The 15,049-nt window shown below is 68.1% G+C and carries 14 protein-coding genes and 1 pseudogene; 12 read left to right on the forward strand and 3 right to left on the reverse strand.

Annotation, left to right across the window (positions count from 1 at the left end; genetic code table 11):
- Positions 1-132 precede the first annotated feature (132 nt).
- Positions 133-696: a hypothetical protein gene (locus CWS50_RS09675; protein WP_127842628.1), complete on the forward strand. Its 564-nt coding sequence runs from the start codon at positions 133-135 to the stop codon at positions 694-696.
- Between the two features lie 228 nt (positions 697-924).
- On the opposite strand, the gene CWS50_RS13835 is transcribed toward CWS50_RS09675, so the two are convergent.
- A complete protein-coding gene (locus tag CWS50_RS13835) occupies positions 925-1,047 on the reverse strand; it encodes a hypothetical protein (protein WP_257493101.1) in 123 nt (40 codons plus the stop codon).
- Between the two features lie 10 nt (positions 1,048-1,057).
- Between CWS50_RS13835 and CWS50_RS09680 the strand changes: the two genes are divergently transcribed.
- From CWS50_RS09680 to CWS50_RS09700, 5 genes and pseudogenes are all read left to right on the forward strand, one after another.
- On the forward strand, positions 1,058-1,822 hold the full coding sequence (locus CWS50_RS09680; RefSeq protein ID WP_127842629.1) for a DeoR/GlpR family DNA-binding transcription regulator: 765 nt from the start codon (positions 1,058-1,060) through the stop codon (positions 1,820-1,822).
- Positions 1,823-2,029: 207 nt separating this feature from the next.
- Positions 2,030-2,509 (forward strand): annotated as a pseudogene (locus CWS50_RS09685) (L-lactate permease); the annotation flags it as partial.
- A 218-nt stretch (positions 2,510-2,727) separates the two neighbouring features.
- Complete coding sequence (locus CWS50_RS09690; RefSeq protein WP_127842626.1) at positions 2,728-3,036, forward strand: hypothetical protein; 309 nt, start codon at positions 2,728-2,730, stop codon at positions 3,034-3,036.
- Positions 3,033-4,370, forward strand: coding sequence for a hypothetical protein (locus CWS50_RS09695; RefSeq protein ID WP_127842627.1), 1,338 nt, complete (start codon positions 3,033-3,035; stop codon positions 4,368-4,370). Before CWS50_RS09690 ends, CWS50_RS09695 begins: the two co-directional genes overlap by 4 nt.
- Before the next feature lie 589 nt (positions 4,371-4,959).
- A complete protein-coding gene (locus CWS50_RS09700) occupies positions 4,960-5,334 on the forward strand; it encodes a hypothetical protein (RefSeq protein ID WP_243118275.1) in 375 nt (124 codons plus the stop codon).
- Positions 5,335-5,562: 228 nt separating this feature from the next.
- Here the strand turns inward: CWS50_RS09700 and CWS50_RS13840 are convergent, their stop codons facing one another.
- Positions 5,563-5,685 (reverse strand): hypothetical protein, encoded by a 123-nt coding sequence (locus CWS50_RS13840; protein ID WP_257493101.1) that lies wholly within the window; start codon positions 5,683-5,685, stop codon positions 5,563-5,565.
- A 10-nt stretch (positions 5,686-5,695) separates the two neighbouring features.
- Between CWS50_RS13840 and CWS50_RS09705 the strand changes: the two genes are divergently transcribed.
- Positions 5,696-6,460 (forward strand): DeoR/GlpR family DNA-binding transcription regulator, encoded by a 765-nt coding sequence (locus CWS50_RS09705; protein WP_127842629.1) that lies wholly within the window; start codon positions 5,696-5,698, stop codon positions 6,458-6,460.
- 166 nt (positions 6,461-6,626) lie between these two features.
- Here CWS50_RS09705 and CWS50_RS13845 read toward each other — a convergent pair whose 3' ends face one another.
- Positions 6,627-7,718 (reverse strand): hypothetical protein, encoded by a 1,092-nt coding sequence (locus tag CWS50_RS13845; RefSeq protein WP_127842631.1) that lies wholly within the window; start codon positions 7,716-7,718, stop codon positions 6,627-6,629.
- 563 nt (positions 7,719-8,281) lie between these two features.
- Here CWS50_RS13845 and CWS50_RS09715 point away from each other — a divergent pair.
- The 5 genes from CWS50_RS09715 (at position 8,282) to CWS50_RS09735 (ending at position 15,048) form a co-directional block, all read left to right on the forward strand.
- On the forward strand, positions 8,282-9,604 hold the full coding sequence (locus tag CWS50_RS09715; protein WP_127842632.1) for an RbtT/DalT/CsbX family MFS transporter: 1,323 nt from the start codon (positions 8,282-8,284) through the stop codon (positions 9,602-9,604).
- A 202-nt stretch (positions 9,605-9,806) separates the two neighbouring features.
- Positions 9,807-11,306, forward strand: a complete 1,500-nt coding sequence (locus CWS50_RS09720) for a mannitol dehydrogenase family protein (RefSeq protein WP_127842633.1) — start codon at positions 9,807-9,809, stop codon at positions 11,304-11,306.
- A gap of 672 nt (positions 11,307-11,978) precedes the next feature.
- Entirely contained in the window at positions 11,979-12,782 is an 804-nt protein-coding gene (locus tag CWS50_RS09725) for a (Fe-S)-binding protein (protein ID WP_127842634.1), read from the forward strand.
- Entirely contained in the window at positions 12,779-14,398 is a 1,620-nt protein-coding gene (locus CWS50_RS09730; protein WP_127842635.1) for a LutB/LldF family L-lactate oxidation iron-sulfur protein, read from the forward strand. Before CWS50_RS09725 ends, CWS50_RS09730 begins: the two co-directional genes overlap by 4 nt.
- On the forward strand, positions 14,398-15,048 hold the full coding sequence (locus tag CWS50_RS09735) for a LutC/YkgG family protein (protein ID WP_127842636.1): 651 nt from the start codon (positions 14,398-14,400) through the stop codon (positions 15,046-15,048). The genes CWS50_RS09730 and CWS50_RS09735 overlap by 1 nt, the downstream gene beginning before the upstream one ends.
- The last annotated feature ends 1 nt before the right edge of the window (position 15,049 follow it).

Raw genomic sequence — 15,049 nt, forward strand, 5'->3', positions numbered from 1 at the left:
AGGACCGGCAGCCATCTAGCATTGGGGACCAGGAATCACCATGTCTCCAACCTTTGCGGCGCTCGCTGACAGGCTCATCCCTGTACACCGCTTTGCACCCGCTGAGACTAAGAAAAAGAGGAAGACCTGGACATGAGAAAACACACGAGACACGGACCCCTCAGCACAGCAACCGCCTGCGCCGTCCTCCTGACGGGGTGCTCCGTCCTGCCCCTCCCCGGCCAGGAGGAGCCGCAGGACGACCGCTTCGCCGACTTCACCCAATACGTACCAGATGAGCTGGAGGTCCTTGATGACACCACGTTCGTCCAGGATCTTATTCCAGGAGCCCAGGCGTCACAGGCGCACTACGTCATCCAGCATCGCTACCGAAACGCCCAAGACACACGGCTGCCGGAGCCTGATCGTCCCTACTGGTTCCACGCCGTCGTCTCCGTCAGGCCAGCCACCACCCAGGCCCTCGACGACGCCTCCACAGGGACAGCGGCCCTCCTGCCACCCGTCCACCCCGACCTCCACCACCACGTCCCCCACCACTGCGCCTTCACCACCGTCCCCGCCCAGGACGCCAACCAGATCCTCGACACCACCAACGCCACCCTCGAAGGAGACTCAGAACAATTCACCCTCGACGAGCTCGCCGTCTCCACCAGCTGCAACCTCATCATCCTCACCGGCACAGGAACCTCCTCCTAACTCCACGCACGGCAACCCCATCCTGACCCCCTGGAGCCGGGGAGAATCGGCTGCTGCACATCTTCAACCGACATCAACACGCCCACTGCCAGCGGACTGGCACCCTCACGCCGGAGCCCCACCACTCCGGCCGCAAGACAGACCCGAAGATGTGCGCCCGTAGCCAGCTGCGCGCAACCGCCTGCGGGCGCACCATGGAGATATGGGTAACGACGATGTCACCACCCCTCAGCCCTCCTCGTCCCCGACTACCTCGTCTCCAGCCACTTCGCCCTCGACCACGCCGACGTCCACCTCAGAGCCGTCAGCGAACCCCCCGCCAGCCAGCTCAACAGCCTCTGCCACTGCCACCACAGGTCCGGTGGGCAGCGCCCGTGACCGCCGTGAGGTCCTGCTGGCCCTCATCCGCGAGCATGGCACGCTGGCTGTCTCCGACCTGTCCACCCAGTTCGGCGTCTCCCAAGAGACCGCCCGGCGTGACGTGCGCGCCCTGGAGGACCGGGGCCTGGTCACCCGTTCCTACGGTGAGGTCACCGCTGTGGACGTCTCCACCTTCGAGACCGACCGCGCCTTCCGGGAGACTCACCAGACCGAGGAGAAGCTGAGAATTGCCGCCACCGCCAACAGGTACGTCGACACTGCGGAGACCATCTTCCTCGACGAGGGCTACCTACCCCTGCTGGTCGGGCGGGCACTGAGCGTGGAGCGCGACCTCACCATCATCACCACGTCCCTTCCTACAGCCATGGAGATGAGCGAGCGTCCCCGCACCCGGGTCATCAGCGTCGGTGGGCGGGTACGACGCACCACCATGGGGGTCGTCGACTTCTGGGCTCTGGGCACCCTGCGGCAGATGACCCCGGACCTGGCTTTTGTCGGCGCAAACGGTGTCAGCGAGGACGGCTGGCTGTCCACCCCTGACCCTGCTGTCGCCTCCGTCAAGGAGACCGTCATTGCCTCGGCCCGGCGCAGCGTCTTCGTGGGAGGCCATGAGAAGTTCGGGCGCCAGACATTCACCCGCTTCGCCCACGTGCGGGAGATGGAGGTGATCCTGACCGGCCACGAGCTACGCTCCACGACGGCGCAGCGCCTGTCGCTCCTGGGCACCAAGGTGGAGCGGGTCTAGGTCCGGTGCCACGGCCACAGGTCATAGAGGCCGGGGAGCACCCCCTCGCGTGAGGAGGCGGGGCCACGTACCGGGGTCTACGAGATCGAAGTCCGTCTCGTGCCCCTAGCGTGTGGGTGCGGGGTAGTAAGGGGCCAGGGCCAGGCGCAGCTCGTAGAGCTCGCGCAGGGAGGCGCTGACCTCGTCCCGATGACCGCCGCACGAGGGTTCCGTGCCCTGCCGGAGACCTGCTACAACCTGCGCCTGTCGATCCTGACGATCGCGACGGTCATGGCCCTGGCCTACGTCATGAACTTCTCCGGACAGACCTCTGCGGTGGGCGTGGCCCTGGCCACGGCTGGCGGGGCCTTCGCCTTCCTGTCCCCGGTCCTGGGCTGGATCGGCACGGCGGTGGCGGGGTCGGCCACCAGCGCTGGCGCGCTCTTCGCCAACCTCCAGGCCACGGCAGCCCAGGGGGCGGACCTGGACCCCCGGCTCCTGCTGGCGGCCAACACCATCGGCGGCGGGCTGGGCAAGATCGTCTCCCCGCAGAACCTGGCCGTGGTGACCACCGCCGTGGACTCCCCCGGCTCGGAGCCGGAGATCCTGCGCAAGGCGGCCCCGTACTCGGTGGGCCTGCTCCTGCTCCTGTGCGTACTGGTGCTGGCCGCCTCCCAGGGGTGGCTGGGCGGTTACACGCCCGCCTGAGGCGCGGGCGGGCGCGTACCGACTGCGACCCTCCGGCACCCGCTGGCCACCCCCGGCACCTGGCGCCCTGGTGGTCGTGTGGTTGCGCACACCCAGGGGCGCGTCTTCCCTGGCGATCTCACGGTGCCCGGCTGCCAGCACTCCAGAAGAATGTTGACTAGATCTCAAGACCAACATAGTGGGACGCAGCGACCAGCACGTCACCTACAGTAAGTTCCGTGAGCTACGATCTTGAGATTCGTTTCGACGTGCTGGCGCATACTGCTTCCAGGCTGGACCAGGAGCACGACACCCTCTCCGACTCGCCAACCAGCTGCCTGGTGAGCGCCCAGGAGGCGACCTCCGGGTTCCCGGCAGCCTTCAACGGCTCCTTGTTCAACCTGGCGGACGAGCACCGCAGCGTGCTCGAAGACCTTGACACGGTAGCAGCGGGCATCCGGACAGCCTCAGACTACTTCGAGCTCACCGAGGAGGACATCGCCGCCTCCGCCAGGCACCTCCTGCGAGAAAGCTGGTTGCGGCCATGACTACGACCGTCACGCTGTCGGCTGCGGCGTCCTTCACCCCGGAGCCTTACTACCAGGCCGCTTTTCGCTTGAACTCACAGGGGCGCACCGCCCAAGACGCCGCGCACGGGATCGTCAGCGCCAAGACGACGGCTGCCGAGGGGTGGAAGGGCAGGGCCGCAGCAGCCTTTGCAGCACGCGCCACCTCAGTAGCAGGCACGGTAGAGGGGCTGGCCACCAGCCTCATACAGCATGCCAACCTGCTGGAGTGGTATGCAAAGGCCAAGAACACCGCCTGCCGAAGAGCGGTAGATGCCGCGCAGCAGATGGAGGCTGCGGGTTTCGAGGTCGCGGACGACTGGACGCTGTCCCTGTCGGCGGCTCAGCAGCAGGCTACCGGGCAAGGTTTCCTCCTGACCCAGATGGCCGCCATGCAGACGACGCTCAACGCCTTCGCCCAAGCGATCACCCTGGTGGACACCCAGGCCACGGCCCAGCTGGCCTCTACAGCACCTACTGCGCCCATGTCGCCACAGGAGGCCCCATACACCACCGCCAATGGCTACACGACCGGGGAGCCCCCGGACCGGACCATCAAATTTGACGACGATTTCCCATTCGGCTCCAAGAGGGGGACCGCCACCGTCGAGGACGAGCTCTCCTGGCTCCGGTGGGAGGCGATGCTGCGAGGAGCCCAGGCGCTGCGCCCCGACCTCGACGACGCTCTGCCCATGTACGAGCACTACCGGGACGCCAGCGGCACACCTATGACCTTCGACTACGAGGAGGGGTACCGGGAGGACACCTCGATCCGCAAAGAGGTTGACGGAGAGCTGAACGAGACCATCACGGCAGCCAACGAGCTCGTCGAGAATGGCTATACCGACACCAAGTTGCACTCCCCTATACGTCAGGGCGATACCACCACGGACAACTGGTCAAAAACCATCGGTCAGCACCACTACTACAGCGACTCCACACTCAGAGTTGAGGGTGACACGGTGACACTGACAACGACAGTCACAGCAAGAGACCGATGGAACTTCAACAACAACATGGCCGACAAGGCCACAGGTATCCCTGACGCCGAAAACGGCCGCTTTGAGGAGCTAGGCTGGGCGCGGAGTTTTGACACGAGCGGGACCCTCACCCGAACGGTGTCGTGGAAGGTCGGGGAGGAGCCGCCCCAGCTCGGGGACGGCTCCGGCCAGGAGCCAGGCGACTCGCACGACGATGAGTCCCGGGACCGCAACGACTGGCGCGGCGGGTGGGACAACGGTGGAGGCCGCTACCCCCGCCACGAGCCCGGTGGCGGCGACCAGGCCAACCGCTACCCTGACGGCAGGCAGTACTGAGGAGGTTGCGTCGATGGTGACCGGCCGACTTCGAACCGACACCGCTGCGCTTCTGCCACTCATTCCGGGCCTACGAGGTGACGAGCCACGCCGGTGGATTGTCTGCGATGACTCCGGCAACGGCCTACCAGGCCCGGTCACCACACGGACCCACGCCCTGGTGACAGCCAAGGGCGTCCTTGCCAGAAAGCCTGCAGGCTACGCCGACACCCCGGCCTGCCTACCAGCAGGCATCCCGTCCGTCCTTGGAGCAGACACCTCCCCGCCATGAAGGACCGGCAGCCATCTAGCATTGGGGACCAGGAATCACCATGTCTCCAACCTTTGCGGCGCTCGCTGACAGGCTCATCCCTGTACACCGCTTTGCACCCGCTGAGACTAAGAAAAAGAGGAAGACCTGGACATGAGAAAACACACGAGACACGGACCCCTCAGCACAGCAACCGCCTGCGCCGTCCTCCTGACGGGGTGCTCCGTCCTGCCCCTCCCCGGCCAGGAGGAGCCGCAGGACGACCGCTTCGCCGACTTCACCCAATACGTACCCGAGCCGCTGAAAGCCCAGACGTCTCTAAGCTCAGTGACCCAACGCATGCCAGGCATCACCGCCACAGAGGCACACTTTGTCGCACAGTACAGGGTCAGCAAGAGCGAGTCACGGCTGCCGGAGCCTGATCGTCCCTACTGGTTCCACGCCGTCGTCTCCGTCAGGCCAGCCACCACCCAGGCCCTCGACGACGCCTCCACAGGGACAGCGGCCCTCCTGCCACCCGTCCACCCCGACCTCCACCACCACGTCCCCCACCACTGCGCCTTCACCACCGTCCCCGCCCAGGACGCCAACCAGATCCTCGACACCACCAACGCCACCCTCGAAGGAGACTCAGAACAATTCACCCTCGACGAGCTCGCCGTCTCCACCAGCTGCAACCTCATCATCCTCACCGGCACAGGAACCTCCTCCTAACTCCACGCACGGCAACCCCATCCTGACCCCCTGGAGCCGGGGAGAATCGGCTGCTGCACATCTTCAACCGACATCAACACGCCCACTGCCAGCGGACTGGCACCCTCACGCCGGAGCCCCACCACTCCGGCCGCAAGACAGACCCGAAGATGTGCGCCCGTAGCCAGCTGCGCGCAACCGCCTGCGGGCGCACCATGGAGATATGGGTAACGACGATGTCACCACCCCTCAGCCCTCCTCGTCCCCGACTACCTCGTCTCCAGCCACTTCGCCCTCGACCACGCCGACGTCCACCTCAGAGCCGTCAGCGAACCCCCCGCCAGCCAGCTCAACAGCCTCTGCCACTGCCACCACAGGTCCGGTGGGCAGCGCCCGTGACCGCCGTGAGGTCCTGCTGGCCCTCATCCGCGAGCATGGCACGCTGGCTGTCTCCGACCTGTCCACCCAGTTCGGCGTCTCCCAAGAGACCGCCCGGCGTGACGTGCGCGCCCTGGAGGACCGGGGCCTGGTCACCCGTTCCTACGGTGAGGTCACCGCTGTGGACGTCTCCACCTTCGAGACCGACCGCGCCTTCCGGGAGACTCACCAGACCGAGGAGAAGCTGAGAATTGCCGCCACCGCCAACAGGTACGTCGACACTGCGGAGACCATCTTCCTCGACGAGGGCTACCTACCCCTGCTGGTCGGGCGGGCACTGAGCGTGGAGCGCGACCTCACCATCATCACCACGTCCCTTCCTACAGCCATGGAGATGAGCGAGCGTCCCCGCACCCGGGTCATCAGCGTCGGTGGGCGGGTACGACGCACCACCATGGGGGTCGTCGACTTCTGGGCTCTGGGCACCCTGCGGCAGATGACCCCGGACCTGGCTTTTGTCGGCGCAAACGGTGTCAGCGAGGACGGCTGGCTGTCCACCCCTGACCCTGCTGTCGCCTCCGTCAAGGAGACCGTCATTGCCTCGGCCCGGCGCAGCGTCTTCGTGGGAGGCCATGAGAAGTTCGGGCGCCAGACATTCACCCGCTTCGCCCACGTGCGGGAGATGGAGGTGATCCTGACCGGCCACGAGCTACGCTCCACGACGGCGCAGCGCCTGTCGCTCCTGGGCACCAAGGTGGAGCGGGTCTAGGTCCGGTGCCACGGCCACAGGTCATAGAGGCCGGGGAGCACCCCCTCGCGTGAGGAGGCGGGGCCGTCCACCAGATGTGGGTTAGGTGCGGCCGGGGGGCACCCCCTCGCGTGAGGAGGCGGGGTCGCGTACCGGGGTCTACGAGATCGAAGTCCGTCTCGTGCCCCTAGCGTGTGGGTGCGGGGTAGTAGGGGGCCAGGGCCAGGCGCAGCTCGTAGAGCTCGCGCAGGGAGGCGCTGACCTCGTCACGCGGCAGCACCACCCGCCCCAGGCCCACCAGCACCCGGTCCCACCACCCCAGCGGACGCGGCACCGCCTCACGCCCCACCAGGCCCACCACCAGCTCGGCCGTGCCCGCCGGGCCAGCAGGCTCGGCCACACCCGCCGCGCCCTCCCCGTAGCGCACCAGGTGCAGCACGTCGTTGGTCTCCACCACCTGACGCACCACCCGCTCACCAGCCGACAGCCCCTCCACCGACAACCGCACCCCCGGACGCACCCGGGTGACCTCCCGCCACAGCGGCTCCACCACCTGCTCACCCACGCGCTCCACCAGCACCGAGCGGCCCTCCTCCACGATCCGGCGCACACCGCCCACAGCCAGCGCCACCACGATCAGCACCAGCACCACCAGGAACAGCACGTGACGCACCTCCCGGCCCCCAGGCCCAGCCAGCCCCGCCAGCGAGGCCACACCCACGCCCGCGTAGACCACCGTCAGCCCCGCCGCCACCAGCAGCGACACCAGGGACACCCGTGCCGCCCCTGGCTGCCCCCTGCGCACCAGCGCCGACACCGCGCCCGCACCCAGGGCCACCGCCATCGCGGCCAGGGCCACCTCGTAGGTCCCGTAGTAGACCCCCACCCAGGCCGAGACCCCCGCCTGGTCGTAGGGGTAGAGCAGGCCGCCCTCACGCAGCGGCATCGCCGCCGCAGCCACACAGTCCACCACACCCAGCACGGCGCCCGCCCCGGCCACCCGCCAGGCCGCACGCCGCGACAGCCCGCCACGCCGGAACGTCATCACCAGCACCGCCACCGACACCATCGTCACCAGGAACACCAGGCGCTTGACCAGGTCCACCACCACCTGGTCCCCGTAAACCGCCTCGTACTCGCGCAGCAGCACCGACACGAGCATGGACGCGGCAGCCAGCTGGAGCAGCCGCGTGCGCGGCCCGCTGCCCCGGTGCACCACAGCCACCACCACAACCAGCGCCACCAGGGCGACAAGGACTGAAACAACAACCGACAACATGGCACACCTTCTGTCTCTGGGTGGGGAACAGGGGTCTGTCCTGCCTCATCACGGAACAGGAAAACTGTACACGCACGAATGGGCGCAAGGAAGCTGCGCACCTGCACAAAGTCTCGCGAACTCGGTCACCCCACCCCCGGCCCCCACACCCACCCCCGGGAGCTGGGGGTCGGGGAGCCTGGCCGGTCACCCTGCCCCCGCCCCACCTCCACCCTCACAAAGCGGTCACCGTCACAGTCCATAGCGGTCAGCTCAGGGTGGCGCTGCTCCCTCTTCTCACCAGCCCTACCCGCCGCCCCCGTCACCACACGGTCACATCACCACAGGCCGCGCCAGCAGCGCGAACACACCACGGAGGCACCGCAACAGTGCGACCGCGACAACCGGGCGCACCGGTCGACAAGCAGTCAGAAAGCGGTCACCTCCTCTCAACGGACCGGGCAACCACGAGACCCGCACCACAGCCCACGATAGAAACACGGGCGGTCACGGCTACGGAAACCACAGTGCCGTCGCCACCGGGCCAGCCCGCAGACACCGTCGTCTCACACCGAGGTCTATCAATGCCTAGCTCAAACCCAGTGGTGGCCGCGATCCAGCGCACCGGATTCCCCACCGACCTGGCCGTCGGGTTCCTGGCCGTCATCATCTTCGTCATCGGGGACGGGATCGAGGCCGTGTGGATCGTCAGCTACTTGTCCAGCGACGCCGTTGGCTTCGACACCTCGCAAGGTACTGACATCTACACCGCCTACGGCGTCGTTGTCGCCGTGGGAGCCTTCCTCTCCGGCGCCCTGTGCGACGGCATCGGGCCGCGCAGGGTCATGCTCATCGGCTTCCTGTCCTTCATGGTCTTCGACTTCCTGTTCATCGTCGTCGGACTGCCGTCCGGGAACCTCCCCCTGGTCATGTTCCTCTACGGGGGGCGGGGACTGGGGTACCCCATGCTTGCCTACGGCTTCCTCACCTGGGTCATGATGGTGACCCCCACCGAGCGCCAGGGCGCCGCCTCAGGCTGGTTCTGGTTCGCCTTCTCCCTGGGCATGCAGCTCCTCGGCTCCTGGCTGTCCTCCCTGCTGCTCGACCCCATCGGCCACATCGCCACCCTCTGGCTGGGTCTGGCGCTGGCCGGCATCGGCGGCACCATCCTGTGGCTGTTCCTGCTGCGCCACCCCTCCTCGACCCGGACCACGGGCGTGTCCGTGGCAACGTCCCTCTTCGAGGGGGTCAGCGTCCTGTGGCGCCACCCCAAGGTCTCCCTCATGGGTATCGTCAAGGTCATCAACCTGTCGGGGCAGTACGGCATGCAGGCCTACTACCTGGTCTACCTCCACCGCGTCTACGGGATGCCGGAGGCTGACGCCGCCCGTGCCTTCGCGGTCTTTGGGCTCGTCGCGATCATCGGGGACGTCGTGTGGGGCGTGGTCGGGGACCGGCTCGGCTGGCGCAACACCCTCCAGTGGATCGCCGCCCCCCTGACTGGGGCCTCCCTGGTCTACCTCTACTTCATCCCCATGGTCGCCGGGCCGAACTTCTGGCTCGTCTCACTGGGCATGGCCGCCATCGGCATCGGCCTGTCCGCGCACGTGCCCACCACACCGCTCGTCATGGCCCACGCCAAGGGGGAGACCGGCAACTCCCTGGCCATCCTCAACCTGGGCGCAGGGCTGGGGGCCTTCGTCGGGCCGGGAATCGTCTCGCTGCTGCTGATCGGCGACGGGAACAGTGCCAATGACTACGCCGCTCCCGGGCTGGCCCTGGCCGGCATCTACGGCATCTCCTTCATCCTCCTGTTCTTCCTCAAGCTCCCGGGCAACGCCCGGATCCTGCACGAGGAGCCCGAGATCAGGGACAAGGAGATCAGGGACAAGGAGGCCGCACGCTAGGGGTGCGTGGCGGGCACCCTCCAGGACCCGGGGAGACGGTCCCTCCACTTCCCCACAGGCACCACGACAGGCTCTCTGCAGGGACCATGGCACCATGGCAGAGCCCCCGGCAGGACAGGTGCCCGCCATCCCCTTCTCACACCCAGACAACGCACGCCTCCAACCACGCACTCTACTCACCGCTGACGAAAGCGAGACCATCATGACCACCCACTCTCCCACCACCCCCGGCCAGCCACTGGCCGAGTCACCGCTGGCACCGGGCTACGACCGCTCCGCCGTCACCACCGGCATCGTCCACATCGGCGTGGGCGGCTTCCACCGCTCCCACCAGGCCATGTACGTTGACCGCCTCATGCGCCAGGGAAAGGCAGCGGACTGGGGCATCTGCGGCGTCGGGCTGCTGCCCGGTGACGCCCGCATGCGAGACGCCCTGGAGGGCCAGGACCATCTGTACACCCTCGTGCTCAAGCACCCTGGCGGTCGGCGCGAGCCCGCGGTCATCGGATCGGTCCACCGCTACCTCTTCGCCCCTGACGACCCCGAGGCCGTCCTAGGACTCATGGCCGCGCCCACGACCCGCATCGTGTCGCTGACTGTGACCGAGGGCGGCTACAACATCGACGACGCCACCGGGGCCTTCCGCACCGACTCCCCCGGGGCACTCCACGACGCGGCCCACCCGGGGCAGCCCACGACAACCTTCGGCTACGTCGTGGAGGCGCTGCGCCGTCGCCGTGAGGCCGGGACCCAGCCCTTCACCGTCATGAGCTGCGACAACCTGCCCGGAAACGGCAAGGTCGCCAGGACCGCCGTCGTGTCCCAGGCGCGGATGAGCGACCCCGAGCTGGCCGGGTGGATCCAGGACAACGTCTCCTTCCCCAACTGCATGGTGGACCGCATCACTCCCGCGACCACGCAGACAGACATTGAGGAGGTCCGCACCCTGGAAGGCCTGGACGACGCCTGGCCCGTCGTCGCCGAGCCCTTCACCCAGTGGGTCCTGGAGGACGCGTTCCCCGCCGGGCGTCCCGCCTTCGAGGAGGTCGGCGCCCAGCTGGTGGAGGACGTGGTCCCCTACGAGCTCATGAAGCTGCGCCTGCTCAACGCCGCCCACCAGGGGCTGGCCCACTGGGGCAGGCTGCTGGGGATGGAGTACGCCCACACGGCTGCCGCCGACGCCGACATCGCCGCGTGGGTGCGCGCCTACCTGCAGCGCGAGGCGCGGCCGCGGCTGCTTCCCGTACCTGGCATCGACCTGGACACCTACATCGACACGCTCTTCGAGCGCTTCACCAACGAGGCCATCGCGGACACCCTGCTGCGGCTGGCACAGTTCGGCCCCTCCGGGATGCCGAAGTTCGTGCTGCCGACCGTGCGAGACAACCTGGCAGCCGACGGGTCACTACGGCTGGGTGCGGCCATGTGCGCCGCGTGGTCGCTGGGAGTGCTCGGCACCGACGAGAACGGGCAGGAGATCCCGGTGGCCGACGACCTGCGGCCACTCGCTGAGAGGCAGGAGGCGGGCGAGGACCTCAGCTTCATCGGCAACCGGGAGGTCTTCGGGGACCTGGCCGACGACGAGCGGTTCCGCACCACATTCCTTGAGGAGCTGGCTGCCCTGCGCCGCGAGGGCGCTCGTGCCCGCATGCGGGCGCTGGTGGACGAGGGGAGCGAGGGGAGCAAGGGGGACAACGCCTAGTCGGCATCTCTGCGACAGGTCAGGGCGGCTCCGGGGCGTGTCATCTCCCTGGGGCCGCCCCGGCCGAGCCGGAGCCGCGCCACGTCATCCATCTACCTCAGTAGATCGGGGTACCTGGGTAGTTGCACATCTTCAAGCCGCTGGCTGGTACCGCCATGGTCAGCCCGACCCGTCATACCGGGAAACCATGAACTGCTCTGCCTCGGCACCAGACCCAAGATGTGCAACAGTCTCGGTTCTGCACATCTTGGGTTCTCAGCACCCGCTGCGAGCTCACCTCAGATTCCTGAGGATCGTTGGAATAACGTCCCTTTGCTGTCGATCTCCTCGTGCGGCACCCCCATGCCCGCCTCGGCACCAGACCCAAGATGTGCAGCAACCGGGAGGGGGTGCGCGCCACGAGGACATGTCACGTCAGAAAAAGCGCAGTCCTCGCTTTCTTAATCACGCACGGATCACGGCCCGTGCCCTACCCCGCCAGCATCCTCCCCGCAGCGCGGGCAACAGGAACTTCCCGGCGCCATGACACCAGTCCGACGCCCTTTGCTCCCCGGACCGCCAGCCTCCAGCCACCACACCGCGCGCCACTCCCTTTCAGCGAATACGGTAGGGACGTTCTCGTCACCCTCCCGCCAGCCATCTTCCCGCCAACGACGTCGTGGAGGTTATTCCGTGCGCATCGCTCTCTTCGCCACCTGTATCGGGGACTCGATGTTCCCCCAGGCCCCGCAGGCCACCGTCGCCATCCTCGAGCGCCTCGGGCACGAGGTGGTCTTCCCCGAAGGGCAGGTGTGCTGCGGCCAGATGCACGCCAACACCGGCTACTTCAAGCAGGCCTCCGCCCTGGTCGCCAACCACGTGCGGACCTTTGAGCCGGTCCTGGACGGGGAGTGGGACGCCGTCGTCGTCCCCTCGGGCTCCTGCACAGGCGCCACCCGCCACGAGCAGGCCCTGGTCGCCGAGCACGTGGGCGACCCGTCCCTGGCCCGACGCGCCACCGAGGTCGCCGCCAGGACCTACGACCTGGCCGAGCTGCTCGTCGACGTCCTGGGAGTCACCGACGTCGGCGCCTACTTCCCCCACCGGGTCACCTACCACCCCACCTGCCACTCGCTGCGCATCACCAAGGTCGGCGACCGACCCTACCGACTGCTGCGCGCCGTCGAGGCACTCACCCTGCTCCCCCTGCCCGAGGCGGAGGTCTGCTGCGGGTTCGGCGGCACCTTCTCCATGAAGAACCACGAGACCTCCACCGCGATGCTGGCGGACAAGGTCTCCAACGTCATGTCCACCCAAGCGGAGGTGCTGTGCATGGGCGACTACTCCTGCCTCATGCACGTGGGCGGGGGACTGTCCCGCATCAACTCCGGGGTGCGGGTCATGCACCTGGCGGAGATCCTCGCCTCGACCAAGGACCAGCCCTTCCACGGCAACGTCTCCTTCGCCGCAGACACCCAGGAGGTCACGTCACGATGAGCCGCGTCTTTCTTGGCATGCCTGCCCGTCCCAGGCCCACCACCCAGGAGCCCCGTACCGGCGGCTGGCGCACCACGGTCACTGTTCCTGCCGACACCCTACGCTGGGGAGAGACCTTCCCTCAGGCCGCGCACAAGACCCTCCAGAACACCCAGCTGCGCTCCAACCTGGGCCGGGCCACCCGCACCATCCGAGGCAAGCGGGACATGCGGGCGGCGGAGATGCCCGACTGGGAGCAGCTGCGCGAGGCGGCCAGCGCGGTCAAGAACGAGGTCATGAGCCACCTGCCCGACTACCTGGAGCAGTTCGAGGCCAACGTCACCGCGCGCGGCGGCGTGGTCCACTGGGCTCGCGACGCCGCCGAGGCTAACCGGATCGTCACCAGCATCATCAAGGCCAAGGGGGTGGACGACGTCGTCAAGGTCAAGTCGATGGCCACCCAGGAGACCAACCTCAACGAGCACCTCAAGGCCCAGGGCGTCACCGCCCACGAGACCGACCTGGCCGAGATGATCGTCCAGCTCGCCGACGACATGCCCTCACACATCGTGGTGCCCGCGATCCACCGCAACCGCTCCGAGGTGCGCGGGATCTTCCTGGACCGCATGGAGGACGCCCCCGCCGACCTGTCCGACAACCCGGTCGAGCTGGCCGGGGCAGCGCGCGCCCACCTGCGCAGGAAGTTCCTCCACGCCTCCGTGGCCGTCTCAGGCACCAACATGGGCATCGCCGAGACCGGGACCGTCTCGATCTTCGAGTCCGAGGGCAACGGGCGCATGTGCCTGACCCTGCCGGACACCCTCATCACCCTCATGGGCATCGAGAAGATCGTCCCCCGCTTCCAGGACGTGGAGATCTTCTCCCAGATCCTGCCGCGCTCGGCCACAGGAGAGCGCATGAACCCCTACACCTCGATGTGGACGGGAGTCACCCCGGGCGACGGCCCCCAGGAGTTCCACCTCGTCCTCATGGACAACGGGCGCACCAAGGTCCTGTCCGACCCGGTGGGGCGCGAGGCCCTCCACTGCATCCGCTGTGGCGCGTGCATGAACATCTGCCCGGTCTACCAGCACACCGGCGGCCATGCCTACGGGTCGGTCTACCCCGGCCCCATCGGCGCGATCCTCACCCCGCAGCTGACCCAGGGGCTGGCCGACGACGACCCGGTCCACACCCTGCCCTTCGCCTCCTCCCTGTGCGGGGCCTGCGGGGAGGCCTGCCCGGTCAAGATCGACATCCCCACGATCCTCATCCACCTGCGTGCCCGCACCGTGGAGGCCAAGCGCAAGGTCGTGCCGGACATGTGGGACGTGGCCATGAAGGCCACCGCGCCGGCGATGAGTGACGGCCGCCTGTGGTCGCTGGCCCAGCAGGCGGTCAAGGCCTCACGGCTGGTCAGCAGGGACGGCCGGATCGGTGCCCTGCCTTTCCCGGCCTCGCAGTGGACCGGCGCGCGCGACATCCCCGAGGCGCCACCGGAGAGCTTCCGCCAGTGGTGGGCACGCACCCACCCGACATCGGGGAGGAGACCCGGTGAGGCTGCCGCCTCCGTGACCGGGTCGGCCGCAGGAGGGTCGGCCACCGCACCCCAGCCAGCTTCCCGGGAGGACCAGTGATGGACGCACGCACCGCCGTTCTTGCCCGCGCCCGCGATGCCGTCTCACGCTCCCAGCGAGGCCCCGCGCGCCCGGTCCCGCGCGACTACATCCGCGTGGGTGAGCACGAGCCCGGGTCGCCGCCAGTCGTGGCCGACATGGTGAGCAAGCTCGAGGACTACGACGCCCTGGTGCGTACCGAGGACACGGACTCCGGTATCGCCCAGGCTATTGACGAGCTCCTGGGCGAGGCCAGGGACGTCGTCGTGCCCACGGGCCTGCCGCAGGCCTACAAGGAGGCCGCCGCGCGCCGGGGCCGTACCCTGCACGAGGACTCGCGCGAACGTCCCATTGCCACTCTCGGTCTGGACGCGATCGACGCGGTGGTGACCTGCTCGCGCCTGGGCATCTCCATCTCGGGGACTATCGTGCTCGACGGCGAGCCCGACCAGGGCAGGCGCGCCATCTCCCTGGTGCCCGACCGCCATGTGTGCGTGCTGGAGCGCGAGACGATCGTGCCCACGGTGCCACAGGCTGTCGATGTCCTCAGCCACTACCCCACGCGCCCGATGACCTGGATCGCCGGCCCCAGCGCCACGGCCGACATCGAGCTCGTACGCGTCCAGGGCGTGCACGGCCCGCGCAACCTCGGGGTGGTCATCGCCCACTGAG

Origin of the sequence: Actinomyces wuliandei (assembly GCF_004010955.1) — a bacterium.
Lineage (GTDB): Bacteria > Actinomycetota > Actinomycetes > Actinomycetales > Actinomycetaceae > Actinomyces > Actinomyces wuliandei.

Coding starts and splice junctions, on each gene's coding strand:
- CWS50_RS09715 (WP_127842632.1), top strand. CDS start 8,282: ATGCCTAGCTCAAACCCAGTGGTGGCCGCGATCCAGCGCACCGGATTC.
- CWS50_RS09675 (WP_127842628.1), top strand. CDS start 133: ATGAGAAAACACACGAGACACGGACCCCTCAGCACAGCAACCGCCTGC.
- CWS50_RS09735 (WP_127842636.1), top strand. CDS start 14,398: ATGGACGCACGCACCGCCGTTCTTGCCCGCGCCCGCGATGCCGTCTCA.
- CWS50_RS09695 (WP_127842627.1), top strand. CDS start 3,033: ATGACTACGACCGTCACGCTGTCGGCTGCGGCGTCCTTCACCCCGGAG.
- CWS50_RS09700 (WP_243118275.1), top strand. CDS start 4,960: ATGCCAGGCATCACCGCCACAGAGGCACACTTTGTCGCACAGTACAGG.
- CWS50_RS13845 (WP_127842631.1), bottom strand. CDS start 7,718: ATGTTGTCGGTTGTTGTTTCAGTCCTTGTCGCCCTGGTGGCGCTGGTT.
- CWS50_RS09720 (WP_127842633.1), top strand. CDS start 9,807: ATGACCACCCACTCTCCCACCACCCCCGGCCAGCCACTGGCCGAGTCA.
- CWS50_RS09730 (WP_127842635.1), top strand. CDS start 12,779: ATGAGCCGCGTCTTTCTTGGCATGCCTGCCCGTCCCAGGCCCACCACC.